The organism is Sphingomonas sp. CARO-RG-8B-R24-01 (genome assembly GCF_022662295.1).
GTDB lineage: Bacteria > Pseudomonadota > Alphaproteobacteria > Sphingomonadales > Sphingomonadaceae > Sphingomonas.
Genome location: NZ_JAKNQI010000012.1, coordinates 1 through 15588, shown reverse-complemented (window position 1 = coordinate 15588; position 15588 = coordinate 1). Strand labels below are relative to the sequence as shown.

Genomic DNA, 15588 nt, shown 5'->3' with positions numbered 1-15588 from the left:
TCTCATCGATTTTTAAAGTGGGAACGAGCGAGGTTGCCTCGAAGGGCGTTAAATGGGACGAAGCAGTCGTTCGGGCAATCCGCCGGGAATGTCGGGTTTCGGATCGAATCGGCCATTCGCGGGGCTTCCAATATTTGCTCGGCATCGAGCCAGCCTGCGCGGTAGCGACTCCGCGGGGCTTCGATCTCACGCCAAAATAGCAGCCGCGACTCCCCTGACGAAAAACCCCGCCTCCAACGTTGTCGCGCACTTTCTCAATCCGACAGGGTATCTCGCACAACAGTGCGAACCTAGAGCACGTGCGCCACCGCCCACGCCGCAATTCTCCAGAATTTGCGGTGCTCTGCGTCGCCTATCATGTGTTTTCCGACAGTCTCAAAACGCTGCGGCAGCCTATACCAGCGTCATGACCAAGATACCGGATACGCACAAGAGATCGCAGGTTTCACCGGAATCCTCATTTTTGCACCTGAACGACAGCGCCCGGCATCATCGGGTCGCCCGGAGCAATGACGAGGTAACGGCGCATGTCGCCTTTCGCGTCGCTGACGATCTGGCGGAGCGGTCCGAGCGTGTTTACTATCGCGCCGCCCGCCGGATTGGTCATGAACTTCGCCAGAGGCTGGATCACGCCGCTGCCATCAGCGTGGGAGGATAGTCCAAGGACATAGGGCATCTTTGGGCTGAGGCCCGCAACCGCCGCCTGCAAAATCTGGACCTGGCCTTGATCGAACAGCGTGACCTGGCTGCGCCCAGTCCCGGATAGAGTCAGCTGGATCTTCATGCCGGCCTGCGCGAGCGGCACCAGGTTTGCACGGCCATCGCCTACCGGCACCGCGCCGGAAACATATGCCACGCCTTGCGGCCCCTGACCGATCGGAATTGTCTCGATGACGGTGTTGCTGGCGGTATCGATCGCCGCGACCGAATCGGCGTTCTCCAGCCCGACATACATCCGCGTGCCGTCGCCCGACGGCCAAAGGCCATGAGGAAGCGCGCCGACCGGAATGCTCGCGACCTGCACGAAGTCGGTAGTGCGGAATACCTTGACGACGTTCTCGGTGCCGACCGTTACATAGGCGAACTGGCCGTTCTTATTGCGGGCGATATTGACGTGGTTGGTGATCGCGCCGGTATCGAACGTCTTCAGCACTGCGAAGGGCGGCTTGGCGTCAAACACCATGACCTTGCCGACGTCCTTCAGCGTCAGCCAGACCTGCGTGCCATCGGGCGTCGCGGCGATGTCAGGGCAGAACGGGCTCGCCTGCTTGACGCGACCGACGATCTTCTTCGAGGCGGTGTCGATCACCACGGTCTCGGGTGTGAAGCTCGAACAGACGTAACCGTATTTTCCGTTCGGCGAGAAGATCGTCATGCCGGGGCCGTTGGGGACGGGGATGCGCGTGGTCGGCGCGAAGGTCTTGCCGTCGAGCACCTGGATATAATCCTCGCCGCGCACCGCGACCCAGACTTCGCGACCGTCGGGGCGGAAGAACGCTTCGTGCGGCGATCGGCCCACATAGGTCGTGTGCTTCACGGCATTGGTCGCAGTGTCGATGAACGTCACCGAGTTCGAGCCGATCGAGATTACCGCCAGCGTCTTGCGATCAGGCGAGAAGCCCATGCCGTGCACGAGCAGCTGTCCTTTGTAGAGCGGGCTGAGGTTCGAGGGGGTCTGGTCGCCGAGCTTTATCACGCCGAGCAGCGTGTTGGTCGACGGATCGATCACCGACACGGTGTTGGAGAACTGGTCCGAAGTGTAGAACCGATCGTGCGCGCTAACAGGGATGTCGGGGGTCGCGTTCGGTACCTGCTGCGCAAATGCCGGGGCCGAAAAAGACAGGGCAGCACAGGCGGTTAAGGTAAAACGCTTCATGGACGGTCTCCGTGATGGGGGTGACCGGTCGCGGTCGGTTCAGTGTGAAGCGGCAACGCGCCGCCTTCGGATAAGATGCCCTGCATCACCGCGATTTCTTGACGCTGTTCGACGATGATTCCCTGGGCGAGCCGGCGCAGGCGTTCATCCTTGCCGAACCGCAGTTCGACTTCGGCCATGTCGATCGCGCCCTGATGATGCGGGATCATCATCTTTGCGAAGTCGCGATCGGGATCGCTCGAATAACCGGTCATCATCGCGCCGTGCATCCGCGCCATCGCCGCATCCATTGCGGACGCGAAACCGTCCGTTTGCGCTAAAGCACCCGTCGATACGGACACGGCTATCGCCGTTAGCAAGGCCGTGCGAGATTTCATCGTCATGCCTTTAGTGTTCCCATTTATGACACGCGAGCGATGAATGCCGAGCGTGACAGCGTAAGTAATTGCGGCGCAGCCGCCGGTCCAACGCATAAGCATGGTCGTTCCGATCATCTAACAAGAACGGTAGGCGATCTATGATCGCGTTTTCGTATTGAAACCATCGCGACTATGCGTTGGACGCGAGGGACATATCGGTCGATCTAGCGGCATCGGACTGGCACGATCACCCGCCGGATCCGCGATAAGGATCAAACGATGAAAGCCACGATCGTTCTGGTTGCCGCGATGTTGGCCTCCGTAGCGCCAGTCCCGGCGATCGCTCAGGCCTATTGGGCTGCACCTGCGGCGGACGACTTTCCCTGCGATATCAAGGCGGTTCAGGCACCGTGGTCGAAGGCTGATATCGACCTTAGTCATCATGACCGGATCTATGTGTCTGACCCGACATCGACGAAGATCGTTGTCATCGATCCTGCAGCGGGCAACGAACTGGGACGCATCGACCTCGCCAAAAGCGCGATAGCTGAGCCCAGCTTTTCCAGCTCCAAAGTCCAGCACCTGGCTGCAACGCGTGACGGGCGGACCCTGGCGGTATCGGCATTAGCGCAGCACAGTGTGACGCTCGTAGATCTGGCCACGAACACGGAACGAGGCCGGACCGTGTTCCAGACGTCGCCTACCGCCGTCGCGTTTACGCCCAATGGGCACGAACTCTGGGTTTCGCTCGGCGATGAACATGCCATCGCGGTCGTGGATCCTAAGACCGCGCGGGAGATCACCCGCGTACCAGCAAGTGGCGGAGCGGGCGCGACCATCCTGTCGCCAAACGGACGTTATGCCTTTGTATCGCTTACTGAAAGGCCGTCCATCCTGGTTGTCGACGTCGAGCATCGGCGCGTCGTCGGACACGTTGCCAGCAACGGTGCAGGTGCGGGAGCAATCGCGGTCTCGCCAGATGGCAAACAAATCTGGGCAACACGCCGCGAGAGCGGCACGACCACGGTCTTTGCTGCCAAACCGCCGTTTGCGGTACGCGAAGTGATAAACACTGGTCCAGCAACGGGCGCGGTCAACTTCGCCCAGCGCGCGGACGATTCCTTTGCCTATGTCAGCGTTGGCGGCGATCAACCTGCAATCAAGGTCTATAGAACCGACAGCCTGGAGGCTGTGACAACCATCCCGCTACAAGCGGCTCCGAGTGCGGTTTGGCCGTCGGGCGATGGTACGAGGATCTATGCCAGCCTGGCCGGAACCAACAAGGTCGCTGGGATCGACACGCTGACGTACACCACCGCGTCGACGATCCCGATCAGTACGGATGCGCAAAGCCTGATCTACGTTCCTGGTGCCGTGCGATCAGGAAAAGGTCTCGCCAATCTAGTGCCATCCGGGCGCGATGCGGCGCTTGCCCTGGCGGCGCGTTGATCGGTCTTACACCGTCTGTAATCTTCCAACGAAAGCCCTTTCCAAAATGACCAAGCCCCCCGTCAGGATCGCGATCAGCGGTGCCGCAGGACAAATTTGCTATTCGCTGCTCTTCCGGGTCGCGCAGGGTGACGTGTTCGGACCGGACCAGCCCGTTATCCTTCAACTGCTCGACGTGCCGCAGGCGATGGACGCAGTACGCGGCGTGGTCATGGAACTGGAGGATTGCGCGTTCCCGCTGCTGGCAGATGTGATCATTACTGATGATCCGATGGTGGCTTTCAAGGACATCGATGCGGCCATGCTGGTCGGGTCTCGTCCCCGCTCGAAGGGCATGGAGCGCCGTGATTTGCTCGCTGCCAACGCAGCGATCTTCAAGACGCAGGGCGCAGCGCTGGACGCAGTGGCCAAACGCGACGCCAAGATCCTGGTCGTCGGCAATCCCGCCAACACAAATGCCTGGATCCTTGCGCAAAGCGCACCGGGTTTTCCTGCCGAAAACATCACGTCGATGATCCGCCTCGATCACAACCGCGCGCAAGGACAGCTTGCGGCCAAGGCGGGTGTCGGTGTCGATGCGATTACGAAGCTCGTCGTCTGGGGAAACCATTCGCCAACGATGTTTGCCGACTGGGGGAATGCCGAACTCGATGGCCAAAAGCTTGCCGACCGTATCGGAGACGAGCCTTGGTACCGCGAAACGTTGATCCCCACCGTTGCGCAGCGCGGAACCGCGATCATCGAAGCACGGGGTGCGTCCTCGGCCGCGTCGGCCGCAAATGCAGCGATCGACCATCTGCGCGACTGGGTGCACGGCGCAGGCGATAATTGGGTGTCGATGGGCGTGGTGTCAGATGGCTCCTACGGTATCCCGCAAGGACTGGTGTGCGGCGTGCCGGTGCACTGCATGAGCGGTGGGTATGCGCTTATCGAAGGCCTTACCTTCGATCCGTTCCAGCGATCGATGCTCGATCGCACGATTGCCGAACTGGTCGATGAACGTGAGGCGGTTATCGACATTCTGAAATGACCAATCGGTATATCTGATTGGAATGACCGTAATCTTTGGTTGGTTCGATTGATCTCCTTTCCCTATCATTGGGGCAAGGAGATCGGGCATGACCCTCGAACAACTCAGGATTTTCGTCGGTGTCGCAGAGCGCGAGCACATGACGCGCGCTGCCGAAGCGCTCAATGTGACGCAGTCGGCCGCAAGCGCTGCCATCGCCGCGCTAGAAGCTCGGCACGGCGTGCCGCTGTTCCACCGGGTCGGCCGCGGGATCGAACTGTCCGAAGCGGGCCGCATGTTTCTGATCGACGCGCGCGCCGTCCTTGGCCGTGCGGCGAGCGCGGAACTTGCACTGGCCGAATATGCCGGGCTGGAGCGCGGCACACTGCGGCTGGTCGCAAGCCAGACGATCGCGGGCTATTGGCTGCCCCGCCAGCTAGCGGCGTTCCATGCGCGCTACCCCGCGATCACGATCGAACTGGCGATCGACAACACGGAAGGGGCCGCGGCGCGCGTGCTCGACGGCGCAGTCGAGCTCGGCTTCGTCGAAGGTGTGATCGACGAGCCCGCGCTCGCGCATTGGACGGTCGCGAACGACCGCATGGTGCTGGTTAGCAACCGCGCTGCCGACACGATCGACGAGGACTGGATCCGCGCCGCGCGCTGGATTATCCGCGAGCAGGGATCGGGCACGCGCTCGTCGTTCGAGGAGGTGTTGCGCCAGCGCGGCGTCGATCCGTCGGACCTCACCACCGCGCTGACCCTGCCGTCGAACGAGGCGGTCCGCAGCGCGGTCGAGGCTGGCGCAGGCGTCGCGGTCCTGTCGCAGCATGTCGTCGCACCTGCAATCGCGGCCGGAACGTTGCACGATCTGCCGCTCGGTCTGCCGCGGCGTCCGTTCTACGCGCTGAGGCACAAAGAGCGCTATCGTACCCGGGCGGCCGATGCGCTGACCGATCTCATCAAGGAGACTGGCAAGTGACCGCCGATTTGAAACCCGTTCTCGATGGCCTGAAGCCGCTCAGCCGGCTCGACTCTCCACGCGAGATGATCCGGCAGTTCACCCCCAACTGGTTCGCCGCGACGATGGGCACCGGCATCCTCGCGCTGGCCTTGCCGCAGGTTCCGGGGGTCGGCGCATCGCTGCACCCGGTCGGCGAGGCACTGTGGTATTTCAACATCGCGCTCTTCACGCTGTTCGCCGGGCTCTACACCGCGCGCTGGACCATGTTCGGGCACGAGGCGCGGCGGATCTTCGGGCACAACACCGTATCGATGTTCATCGGTACGATCCCGATGGGCCTCGCGACGATCATCAACGGGTTCCTGGCGTTCGGCCTGCCGCGGTTCGGCGCCGGCGTGATCCCGATCGCCGAGACATTGTGGTGGATCGACGTCGCGATGTCGCTCGCCTGCGGTGTAGCGATCCCCTACCTCATGTTTACCCGGCACGAACATTCGCTCGACGGCATGACCGCGGTGTGGCTCCTGCCAGTGGTCGCGGCCGAGGTCGCAGGCGCGAGCGGAGGCCTGCTCGCACCGCATCTGGCGGACGCCCATCATCAGTTCGTTGTGCTGGCGACCTCCTATGTCCTGTGGGCCTATTCGGTGCCGGTCGCGTTCGGCATTCTTGCGATCCTGATCCTGCGGATGGCTCTCCACAAGCTGCCGCACGAGAGCATGGCCGCCTCGAGCTGGCTCGCGCTCGGTCCGATCGGCACCGGTGCGCTCGGGATGCTGGTGCTCGGTAGCGACGCGCCCGCGATCCTCGCCGCCAACGGCCTCGGCCAGATCGGCGCAGTGGCGCAAGGAATCGGCACGATCGCCGGGCTGTTGCTCTGGGGCTTCGGCCTGTGGTGGCTGGCGCTCGCGACGCTGATCACGATCCGCTACTGGCGCGCGGGCATTCCGTTCAACCTTGGGTGGTGGGGCTATACCTTCCCGCTCGGCGTCTACACGGTCGCGACCTTCAAGCTCAGCACGACGCTCCAGCTCGGCTTTTTCGGGATCGTCGGCACCGTCCTCACGATCGCACTCGCCGCGATGTGGCTGCTGGTCGGCGCCAAGACGGTCGCAGGCGGCTGGCGCGGAAACCTGTTCGTGTCGCCCTGCATCGCCCAAGCCAATTAAAGGGCCGAACTGATCGTCCTGCCGGATCGAACCGGCGCATCCGATCGACCCGTACCGGGCAGACCGGCGGACAGGTCGCGCATACAGATCATGACAGAAACGGGAGAATGTTGGTGGACAGCCTGGATATGAAACTGGCGCAGGAGACGAACCGCCGTCGCTTTCTCGCAGAGGCTGCGATCGGCAGCGGCGCGCTGATCGCCGCACCCGCGCTGGCGCAGAGCATGGTCGACCTGCATCTGCCGGGTGGCCCATCGGAACGGCCGATGACCAGTGCGTTCCCCGGCAAGGGCAGCATGATCCTCCAGCGGATCCACCCGCCGCTGCTGGAAACGCCGATGAGCGTGTTCAATGGCGACGTCTTTACGCCGAACGACCAGTTCTTCGTCCGCTGGCACTGGGCCGACATTCCGACCGCGATCGATGTCGAGGCATTCCGGATCAAGGTGCACGGCGCGGTCACGCGGCCGCTGTCGATCTCGCTCGCGCAACTGCTGAAGCTGCCGCGCGTCGAGCTGGCGGCGATCAACCAATGCTCGGGCAATTCGCGTGCGCTGTTCCAGCCGCCCGTCGCGGGCGCGCAGTGGCGCCACGGGGCGATGGGCAACGCCAAATGGCTAGGCGTGCGGCTGCGCGATGTGCTCGACATCGCCGGCGTGAAGCCGGGCGCGGTCGCGGTACGGTTCGGTGCGCTCGACCAGCCGGTGGTTGCGGGCGCACCGGATTTCGCCAAGTCGCTGTCGATCGACCACGCACGCGACGGCGAAGTGATGCTCGCCTTCGGGATGAACGGCGAACAGATGCCGCTCCTCAACGGCTTCCCGGTCCGGCTAATCGTACCCGGCTGGTATTCGACCTATTGGGTCAAGATGCTGAACGACATCGAGGTGCTTGCCGCGCCCGACGACGGTTACTGGATGGCTAAGGCGTACAAGATCCCTGACACTCCAGGCGCGAACGTGCGGCCTGGCCAGAAGGATTTCCCGGCCGTCCCGATCAACAAGATGATCCCGCGCAGTTGGGTCACGAGCCTCGACGAAGGGCAGGCGATCGCGTTCGACCGGTCGATCCCGCTGGGCGGCATTGCGATGGGCGGCGATTGCGGCGTCGCCAAGGTCGATGTGTCGACCGACAACGGCAAGACCTGGTACAAGACGACGCTCGGCCCCGATCACGGCAAATACAGTTTCCGCCGCTGGGACGCGCAGGTGCCGCTCACGCATGCGGGTCCGACCAGACTGATGTCGCGCTGCTGGAACACCGCCGGCATCGCGCAGCCGATGACGCCGATCTGGAACCCGGGCGGGTTCATGCGCGGCAACATCGAAACCACCAACATCGTCGTCGGCTGAGGAGCGCTCCCCCATGAAAACGCCTTCCATCGGCACGCTGTCGTTCGGGTTCGTCGGCGCGACCGTCGTTCTTCTGCTCGCGATCGGTGCCCCGAACAGCCGCGTCGCCCCGCCGCCTGCCGCCCCGACCGCACCACCGCCGCCAAGCGTCTCGGCGCGCGGCTTCTCGCTGGTGTCCACTACGGTCGATCTCCCGACCGACGAAGGCCAATATCCCGCCGGCCCGCATGCCGACGTCATCAACGCCAACTGCACCTCGTGTCATTCGGCGAGCATGGCGCTGAACCAGCCGCCACTCTCTTCCGATCAGTGGACCGCGGAGGTCACCAAGATGCGCGAGGTCTACAAGGCTCCCGTTGCACAGGCTGACGTGCCGGCGATCGTTGCTTATCTGACCGCCATGAGCGCAAAGCAGCCGGGCGCCGCGAAGGGCAAGGCGCAAGACCCCGATCCGAAGGCTGCGCCCGACGTATCGGGGGGATCAGGCTAGGCCCATCAACTCACGGCACGCGGTTCTGCGCGCGAAGTGCTGTGCAGCGTGTACGTGTCTCGCGCAGTGTTACATTGGGGGCAAGGCCGTTCGCGGGCACCTTGGGTATCGCAACGCGCTGCGACAGGTAGATGCCGTTGTGGCCCGAGCAGAGATAGGCCACGAAACAGGCGACGGCGATCGGCACCGCATAGCCGGCGCCGAACAGTTCGATTCCCATGAAGGTGCAGGCAAGCGGGGTATTGGCGGCCCCGGCAAAGACCGCGACAAAGCCGATCGCGGCGAACAGGCCCGTCGGCACGCCCAAGAAAGGCGCCAGCGCGTTACCGAGCGCTGCGCCGATGAAGAACAACGGCGTGACTTCACCGCCTTTGAAACCCGCGCCGAGCGTAACGACGGTAAACAGGAGCTTGATCGCCCAACTCCACGGATGCGTGTCCGGTCCGAAGAAGCTGGCGATGGTAAGGCTGTCGGGCCTCGCTGCCAGGACACCCAGGCCCAGATAGTCGCGCGTGCCGAACAAGAAGACGAGCGCGATAACGAAGACCCCGCCGATCACTGGACGTAGCGGACCATAGGGAACAATCCGCTTGAGCCATCCCCCGACCAGGTGGTTGGCTTCGGCGAAGGCCAGACCAACCAGTCCGAATATGATCCCCGCAACACCTGCCTCCGTCACGAGCAGCGCATCGACCGGTATCGACGCGCCGATCGGGTAGACACCGTGATGGATACCCCAGGCGAGGCACGTCCAATCTCCGACCAGCGCCGCAACGAGGCAAGGCACTAGCGCGGAGTAATCGACGCGGCCGATCGCCAGCACTTCGAGCGCGAAGACCGCGCCTGCGATCGGCGTGCCGAAGACCGCGCCGAACCCGGCTGCGATACCCGTCATCAACAGGATGCGCGTGCCGCCCGCATCGAGGCGGAGCGCGCGGCCGAAACCGCTGGCAAGGCTTCCGCCCAATTGGACGGCGGTGCCCTCACGTCCGGCCGAGCCACCGAAAAGATGCGTCACCACTGTGCCGAAGAAGATGAGCGGCGCCATCCGCAGAGGCACCCCGCCACCAGGCTCGTGGATCTGCTCCACGATCAGGTTGTTGCCGCCCTCCACCGAGCGCCCGGTGAGATGGTACAGTAATCCGACAACGAACCCGCCCACCGGCAGCAGATAGAGCAGCCAAGGCGACGCAAACCGCAGTCGCGTAACGGTATCGAGACTCAGCAGGAACGCCGCACATAGCGTCCCGACGAGTGCCGCCATGGGCAGCAAGATCAGCGCCCAGCGCAGGACAGAGATCGCATGGTCGTGACGATCGCGCATGAATGCCGCGACGTTCAGCGTGCCGACGAGATTGCGAAAGGTAGCGCGCACAATTCCTCCTTGCTGCCTGAAGGCGCCAAGTAGGAATCATCAGCTCTTATCAGAGCGGTTCGGCCAAATTGCCCGGCAGAAATCCATTGCCAAAGTCGATCTATGAGACGTTTGCCCCAACCGTCAATGGGCATGTTGGTCGGGCAAATGCTCGGACCGGGCAGTCGGCAGCGTCTATCTGAGCCCGTTATTATGTACCGACCCCGGGTACGCTGCATGCGGGACCGATCGGCTTTGGCCCACGTCGTTTTTGGGCTTCGTCACAAGGGGGGTGATACCGCACGAAAGCCGCGGATGCGCTGCGGGGTCTGATCGGCTCGCAGCAAACCTAGGGATGGCTGCTACGAGCGTGCCGTCCAGATGCCGACGAGCGCGGCCAGTGACACGAGCATGAGAAACCCGTTCATCACTAGGAGCAACGTCGCTGGCAGGCGCTTGATGTCCGGTCGTGGCGGCGGGGCGCCTGCGCCCATCTCTCGCCACACCGCAGCGGCGAAGCAAAAGGCGCTGAACAAGATCAGCATGGTCCCGGTCGCCGTCGCCAGCCACGGGAACACGACGTCCTTGAGCAGCGCGCGCGCGCCGATACCGGAAGCGAGCGCCGCCAGTCCGGTACGTACCCAGGCAGCATAGGTGCGTTCGCCGGCGAGGATTGTGCGGTCCGCGGCAAGCTCTGTGCGACGGTCGGCGCTGTCCACCTGCTGGACTGCGCTGTCCTTCAGCTTGCTCGCGCTCTCCGCCAGCTTCGCATGGGCCCGATCGGCGTCGTGCGGCGCGTCCATCAGCCAGCGGTAACGGCGATGCGATGCCAGGCAGTCGAGAGATAGCCGGCGAAGTTCCAGATCGCCTCGGGCCGTTCGGGCTGCATCTGCCCGGCACCGTCAACGGCGCGCACGATCAGGACGTGGAGTCCGGGAGACAGATCGACCGTGACGTGCCACTGCGTCCAGCTCCAAGGCGCATCGGGTTTTGCAGTCAGTTCCGCCTGCAGCCAGTCGGTGCCGCCATTGACGGAGACCTCGACGCGCGAGACCGCTCGGCCGAAGGCGACCGCATAACCCGCGATTTCGCACGCGCCGGCGCTGACATGCGCGCCGTCCACCGGCGCGCAGATCGCAGCATTGAGCGGCATCTCCTCGATAGTCAGACCCCGATCCCAGTCCGCGTCCTCCTTCGCTACCGATGCCGGAAAGAGCTTGTAGTCCTTGGCCTGGATCGGCGCATCGGACGGGCGATCGCGCACCTCGATGCGCGTCAGCCACTTGGCGCTACGAACGCCCGCATAACCCGGCACGACGAGCCGCAGCGGTGCGCCATGTTCGGGGGCCAGCGCCTCGCCATTCATGGCCCAGACGATCAGCACGTCGGGCTCTAGCGCCTTGGCGATCGAGATCGAGGCACCGAACGGTGCTGTCTCACCATCGACATCCACGTTGTCGGCCCCCGTAGTGCCGACGAACGACGCGCCGTCCTGGATGCCGGCTGCGGCGAGCACGTCGCACAGTGCGACGCCGGTCCACGCCGCATTGCCGATCGCGCCCACGTCCCAGGGATCGCCCGAAGTCTTTTCCACGTCTTGAAGATGTGCCCGACGATTGCCGGCGCACTGCATGGTCGCGGTCACTGTCCGGGTCGCAAATGCCGTTTGAAGTTCGGCAACCGTGTAGGAGCGCGGGCGGTCGACTAAGCCGTCCAGCGCTATACGATGATCGTCGGCCAGTTCCGGCGTAGGTCCGTGGCTGCGGATGTAGAAGTTCGCCTGCGGCGTCAGGAAGGACGTGATCAGTTTATCCGGGGGCGTTTCCGCATTGAGCGGCTCCGGACAGCGGAGGATCAGATTCTGTTCGGCGCGATCGGATGCGGTCATGCAAGCGGCCTACCATGATGAAATCAATAGCGAAATCGATCGTTTTGCTAGGCGATGTCACCCAGACTCTTTCGATAGCTTATCCCTTTCTAGACGGCGGTGGAGCGATCACTATGCCGTCGCGCGAAGGCGCCGAGCGCCAGACAGCCTTTCCCGTAGATCGTCGCGATGTGGCTGGACTTGCTACGACGGCTTTGTCCCAAAAGTCGTCGCTAGGTACTAGGGATGACGGAAAACCCTGTCGCCATCGCAGATGCGCGACAAACGGGTGTTTTGCGACATGGCAGGTCACTCGCCTCTCACTCAATAGGGGGAAGGCTGGGACGGGTCACGAGGCCGCGCATTGTGTTCGCGTAGCGCGAGTGGCAGGTTTCGGGAGAAGCAGCCGTTCACCCCTTTGCTGAAGAACGGCGTGAGTTGGTCGGAAGCCGCCGATCCACTCTACCGGACGCCGTCTAACGGTCCTTGCCGGGCTCGACCGCAGTCGCACGTTCGTTGCTGTAAACCGGGCCACTGTCGCCGATGCTCGGCCGATCGCCTGCCTCGATGCGGGTTGCTAGATCGCTGTGAAGCGAGACGAGCGCGGGTGAAAAATCCACACCAGCCGCAGACCCCAGCCTGCGCTCGGCATCGTCGAAGAGATCTATTGCGCCTGCCAGTTCGGGTTCGCTGTACAGCGCTGCGCTCTCCCCTGCTCGCCATAGCTCGGCGAGTTCGTGGGACCGGATCATGCAAGCCGAAGCTGTCCGATCGACCGCAACGGCAGTGCTTGGTGGTCCCGGCGGCGCGGCACCCCTGCCCTTGATCTCGGCTCGCGTGAGTGCCGCCAGGCGGTAGCGCAGCACCCGGGTCTCCGGGGTATCCGTTGGTGAGGGCTGATATTGCCGGTTCAGGAGAACAATAAGCTCGGCTGTGCTGGCGGCCGACGCGGCGTTGCGCCAGTCCGTCAAAGACCGCTCGTCCGAGAACAGATCCGCGGGTTGAGTCAGGATAAAGCGCTCGAGGAGCGGATCGCTGGCTACTGCGACAGGCAGGGATGCTCGGTTACCGTTAGCGGCGGCATGGGCGAAGCCGATCGCCGTCGCAATCGTACCGAGCTGCGTCTTCATGATCTCACGATCGTCGATCGATCGCCCAAGGATCATCTCGAGGATCGGCGTCAAATCCGTCACCGCGGCCTGGCCTGCATCGATCGTGTCGAGCCTGTTGACGATCTCTTTGTGTGTCGCCTCGGTGCGCTGGCTGCTGGCGGTCAGCGCATCGAGCTGCTCCTGTACGAGCGTCAACGCGTCCAGAACGCTTGCAAGAGCAACGCTTACCTGGTCCGTGCTCATCGTTCTGGCCCACCCTTATCCGGCGAACGCACTCGGTCCCTAGTGGCGCGATCTCGATCCAATATCTCGCGAAGGACCTCCTCCGGCTTGCTTGGCCTCGGTGCTGTGGCCTGCCGTTCGGCCTCGGCCATAAGCGAGCGAAGGCGCTCGGATACCACTGAGGGTCGGTGTTCATGCGACGTGTCTTCGGTCCGCTCGGGGCTCTCCCGGAGTGCTTGCTTGGCCTCCAGTTTTCCACGCATGACGCGAGAACGCTCCAGTGCTGCTGCGATCGGATCAGGCCCGGGATTCGCGACAGCGGGGCGCGTCCGAGCATCGACGATCGCGCCGCGCGCGCGGGACGGTGAAGCGGCACGCATTGCCCGAGCGGAGTTGGGCTCGGGCGGCGGCAATGCCGCGACGAACCGCCCGAGGCTCTGTGCCACCACCTGATCGGCGAGGGACGGCGAAGCCGACAGCTCTGCGACGGATCGCATATAAGTCGCGCGAACGATGGCCTGCCGACTTGCAAGAACGGCATCGACCGGGTCGGAGATACCCTGGTCGCGGAGGCGCATGGCGCGCTCCGCCCGGCTCCTATCGAGCCGCGGAACCTGCCCCTTGTCGCGCATCTTTTGTACCGCAATGTGCTCATGCGCGGGGTCGATACCGCGCGCCCTGGTCGGCGTGGCGTTGGCCTCGATGTCGCGTTCGCGAAGCTTCTCGGCGAAGCGTTGCCGCCATCGAAACAGATCATCTCGGTCCGGATGAAAGCGGCGCCCGTCAAAGTCGCGACGCGCGATCGTGAGGTGAACGTGCGGATGGTCGCGATCGACGTGAAGGCCGGCAACCCACGACCGGTTCGCAAACTCTTCGCGTGCGAAGTCCAGGGCCGCCGCTTTCAAACGGTCCGGATCGGTCCCCGTCGGCATTGAGAGGATCATGGATATCGACGTCGCACCTTTTCGTCTGGCGTCCCCGTCCATCTCGAAGTTATGCCAATCCTTCGCGAGGATCTGCATGTCGCGTCCATCCCGCAGAACGATCCCCTCGCTGGTTTCAAGCCCGAGTTCCTCACCCGGACCGTGCCCCAGCCGGCTGATGTAGGCAAAGTTGGCAAGGACGTGTCCGCCGCCATGCTGACGCCCCGTGATCCGCACCATGACCTCGGGGACGCGACGCGATGTGCGATCCGCAGTCATTACTGCACGGCCGTTTATCCGGGCCTGCGATCCGCCGCCGAAAGCATGTTTCGCCTGCGCACTGGGACGCGACGTGGCCAAAGATGATGCGGCCTTCGGGAACATCGATGCGACGGCAAGGCCGAGCATCGTGCCCCCGGTACTCGGGCCCTTTGCGCTGCCGCCTCCAGTCCCGAGGCGGTACTTCTTCGGCGGCGCGAAGACGCCCGCCATGGAGTCCATGGTTCCGGAAGAGAAGCGGAAGCTCACGCTGCGGAACCTCGGTAGGTTTCGGTCCAGTACCCGACCTCTGCCCCGATCGAAGCAGATAGGGCCAGCCGGGTCGTAAACAGCAGCGCGTTCATCTCTTCACATTTTTCGATAAAGGGACCGGCGATGCGGGCGATGTCGAGCGAGCTTTCGGGCTGGTTGGCGGCGTTCATCGCATGGACCGCCTGGTTGATGTTTCGGCCGATCAGAAGCACCTGCTTGCGCAATTTGACGATCTCAGCCTGGGTGGCCGGAGCCAGCCTCAGCACGCCCGCCTTGTCCCAAAGCTGCCAGCGAAGCGTGCGTTTGATCCATTCGTTTCGCGTCATCTTCATCGGCGCCGCTACGGTGTCGATGCCTTCGACCTCGCTCCGGTCGAGCCGGACAGTGACGCGAACGAGGTCGTCAGGATGCCCCCTGCCCTGAATTGGCAGCACCGGGATGTCATCGTTCTCCGGGGCCAGCACGGCGTTGGCCAGCACGCTTGCCATCCAGCTGCTGCGGTTCTGCCCGTTCGCTGCGGCAACGCGGTCGATCTCGGCGACCAACTCGTCCTTCAACCGCAGACCTACATTCATCCCAAAAGCCCCGTGCAGCGGCGCCCCACAAGCCAATGTTAAACATTGGTGCCGTGAGGCATATCCTGCCATCCCTAGTAATTGCCTATCCTCATGAAACAACAACCTCTTTGGAGCTAAATCACTCCAAACGCGGAGGTGAAAAGTGATTGACTGTGCGCTTGCGACAAGTAGCTTTCGGTCTTGTGGTGCCGGTGCAAGGCGTTTGCACGATTTGGCACGGCTAACTGCTATTTCTTGGATTGCCCGCAACCTCCTAAGTTATTCTCTATTGGAACCGGATTCGAAGAATGGCCCGAACAAGAAACGCCGTCGATCTCGCAACAATCGAGGCCCGGC

Annotated in this window: 14 protein-coding genes and 1 riboswitch; of the genes, 6 read left to right on the top strand and 8 right to left on the bottom strand. The window is 63.3% G+C overall.

From position 1 onward, the window contains the following. Window positions 1-457 precede the first annotated feature (457 nt). Together L8G49_RS19310 and L8G49_RS19305 are read right to left on the bottom strand one after the other, a co-directional pair. Complete coding sequence (locus L8G49_RS19310; RefSeq protein WP_056476194.1) at window positions 458-1876, bottom strand: YncE family protein; 1419 nt, start codon at window positions 1874-1876, stop codon at window positions 458-460. Beyond that, window positions 1873-2370: a DUF305 domain-containing protein gene (locus tag L8G49_RS19305; protein ID WP_235527837.1), complete on the bottom strand. Its 498-nt coding sequence runs from the start codon at window positions 2368-2370 to the stop codon at window positions 1873-1875. The genes L8G49_RS19310 and L8G49_RS19305 overlap by 4 nt, the downstream gene beginning before the upstream one ends. A gap of 144 nt (window positions 2371-2514) precedes the next feature. On the opposite strand from L8G49_RS19305, the gene L8G49_RS19300 reads away from it, so the two are divergent. The 6 genes from L8G49_RS19300 (at window position 2515) to L8G49_RS19275 (ending at window position 8665) form a co-directional block, all read left to right on the top strand. Further along, window positions 2515-3684 (top strand): hypothetical protein, encoded by a 1170-nt coding sequence (locus tag L8G49_RS19300; RefSeq protein WP_056476196.1) that lies wholly within the window; start codon window positions 2515-2517, stop codon window positions 3682-3684. A 46-nt stretch (window positions 3685-3730) separates the two neighbouring features. Beyond that, on the top strand, window positions 3731-4714 hold the full coding sequence (locus tag L8G49_RS19295; RefSeq protein ID WP_056421038.1) for a malate dehydrogenase: 984 nt from the start codon (window positions 3731-3733) through the stop codon (window positions 4712-4714). Window positions 4715-4802: 88 nt separating this feature from the next. Continuing rightward, window positions 4803-5675: a LysR family transcriptional regulator gene (locus L8G49_RS19290; protein WP_055843145.1), complete on the top strand. Its 873-nt coding sequence runs from the start codon at window positions 4803-4805 to the stop codon at window positions 5673-5675. After that, window positions 5672-6823: a TDT family transporter gene (locus L8G49_RS19285; protein ID WP_055843147.1), complete on the top strand. Its 1152-nt coding sequence runs from the start codon at window positions 5672-5674 to the stop codon at window positions 6821-6823. The genes L8G49_RS19290 and L8G49_RS19285 overlap by 4 nt, the downstream gene beginning before the upstream one ends. Before the next feature lie 107 nt (window positions 6824-6930). Continuing rightward, the gene (locus L8G49_RS19280) at window positions 6931-8175 is read left to right on the top strand and encodes a molybdopterin-dependent oxidoreductase (protein WP_197977952.1); all 1245 of its coding nucleotides are present in this window, start codon (window positions 6931-6933) and stop codon (window positions 8173-8175) included. A gap of 13 nt (window positions 8176-8188) precedes the next feature. Beyond that, window positions 8189-8665, top strand: a complete 477-nt coding sequence (locus L8G49_RS19275; protein WP_056019371.1) for a hypothetical protein — start codon at window positions 8189-8191, stop codon at window positions 8663-8665. 10 nt (window positions 8666-8675) lie between these two features. Here the strand turns inward: L8G49_RS19275 and L8G49_RS19270 are convergent, their stop codons facing one another. The 6 genes from L8G49_RS19270 to L8G49_RS19245 form a co-directional block, all read right to left on the bottom strand. Beyond that, window positions 8676-10040 carry a voltage-gated chloride channel family protein gene (locus tag L8G49_RS19270; RefSeq protein ID WP_242187421.1) on the bottom strand — a complete coding sequence of 455 codons (1365 nt, stop codon included), beginning with the start codon at window positions 10038-10040 and terminating at the stop codon, window positions 8676-8678. Window positions 10041-10063: 23 nt separating this feature from the next. Continuing rightward, a riboswitch (Fluoride riboswitch) is annotated at window positions 10064-10140 on the bottom strand. A gap of 241 nt (window positions 10141-10381) precedes the next feature. Continuing rightward, window positions 10382-10822: a DUF202 domain-containing protein gene (locus tag L8G49_RS19265; RefSeq protein WP_051916165.1), complete on the bottom strand. Its 441-nt coding sequence runs from the start codon at window positions 10820-10822 to the stop codon at window positions 10382-10384. Beyond that, window positions 10822-11907: a sulfite oxidase gene (locus L8G49_RS19260; protein WP_055843150.1), complete on the bottom strand. Its 1086-nt coding sequence runs from the start codon at window positions 11905-11907 to the stop codon at window positions 10822-10824. Before L8G49_RS19260 ends, L8G49_RS19265 begins: the two co-directional genes overlap by 1 nt. A 455-nt stretch (window positions 11908-12362) precedes the next feature. Continuing rightward, window positions 12363-13241, bottom strand: a complete 879-nt coding sequence (locus tag L8G49_RS19255; protein ID WP_242187419.1) for a hypothetical protein — start codon at window positions 13239-13241, stop codon at window positions 12363-12365. Beyond that, complete coding sequence (locus L8G49_RS19250; RefSeq protein ID WP_242187417.1) at window positions 13238-14671, bottom strand: relaxase/mobilization nuclease domain-containing protein; 1434 nt, start codon at window positions 14669-14671, stop codon at window positions 13238-13240. Before L8G49_RS19250 ends, L8G49_RS19255 begins: the two co-directional genes overlap by 4 nt. After that, window positions 14668-15231 (bottom strand): hypothetical protein, encoded by a 564-nt coding sequence (locus L8G49_RS19245; RefSeq protein WP_347272085.1) that lies wholly within the window; start codon window positions 15229-15231, stop codon window positions 14668-14670. Before L8G49_RS19245 ends, L8G49_RS19250 begins: the two co-directional genes overlap by 4 nt. Window positions 15232-15588 lie beyond the last annotated feature (357 nt).

Excerpts from the sequence above, each read along its gene's own strand:
- L8G49_RS19310 (WP_056476194.1), bottom strand. The coding sequence starts at position 1,876 with ATGAAGCGTTTTACCTTAACCGCCTGTGCTGCCCTGTCTTTTTCGGCC.
- L8G49_RS19305 (WP_235527837.1), bottom strand. The coding sequence starts at position 2,370 with ATGATCGGAACGACCATGCTTATGCGTTGGACCGGCGGCTGCGCCGCA.
- L8G49_RS19300 (WP_056476196.1), top strand. The coding sequence starts at position 2,515 with ATGAAAGCCACGATCGTTCTGGTTGCCGCGATGTTGGCCTCCGTAGCG.
- L8G49_RS19295 (WP_056421038.1), top strand. The coding sequence starts at position 3,731 with ATGACCAAGCCCCCCGTCAGGATCGCGATCAGCGGTGCCGCAGGACAA.
- L8G49_RS19290 (WP_055843145.1), top strand. The coding sequence starts at position 4,803 with ATGACCCTCGAACAACTCAGGATTTTCGTCGGTGTCGCAGAGCGCGAG.
- L8G49_RS19280 (WP_197977952.1), top strand. The coding sequence starts at position 6,931 with ATGTTGGTGGACAGCCTGGATATGAAACTGGCGCAGGAGACGAACCGC.
- L8G49_RS19275 (WP_056019371.1), top strand. The coding sequence starts at position 8,189 with ATGAAAACGCCTTCCATCGGCACGCTGTCGTTCGGGTTCGTCGGCGCG.
- L8G49_RS19265 (WP_051916165.1), bottom strand. The coding sequence starts at position 10,822 with ATGGACGCGCCGCACGACGCCGATCGGGCCCATGCGAAGCTGGCGGAG.
- L8G49_RS19260 (WP_055843150.1), bottom strand. The coding sequence starts at position 11,907 with ATGACCGCATCCGATCGCGCCGAACAGAATCTGATCCTCCGCTGTCCG.
- L8G49_RS19255 (WP_242187419.1), bottom strand. The coding sequence starts at position 13,241 with ATGAGCACGGACCAGGTAAGCGTTGCTCTTGCAAGCGTTCTGGACGCG.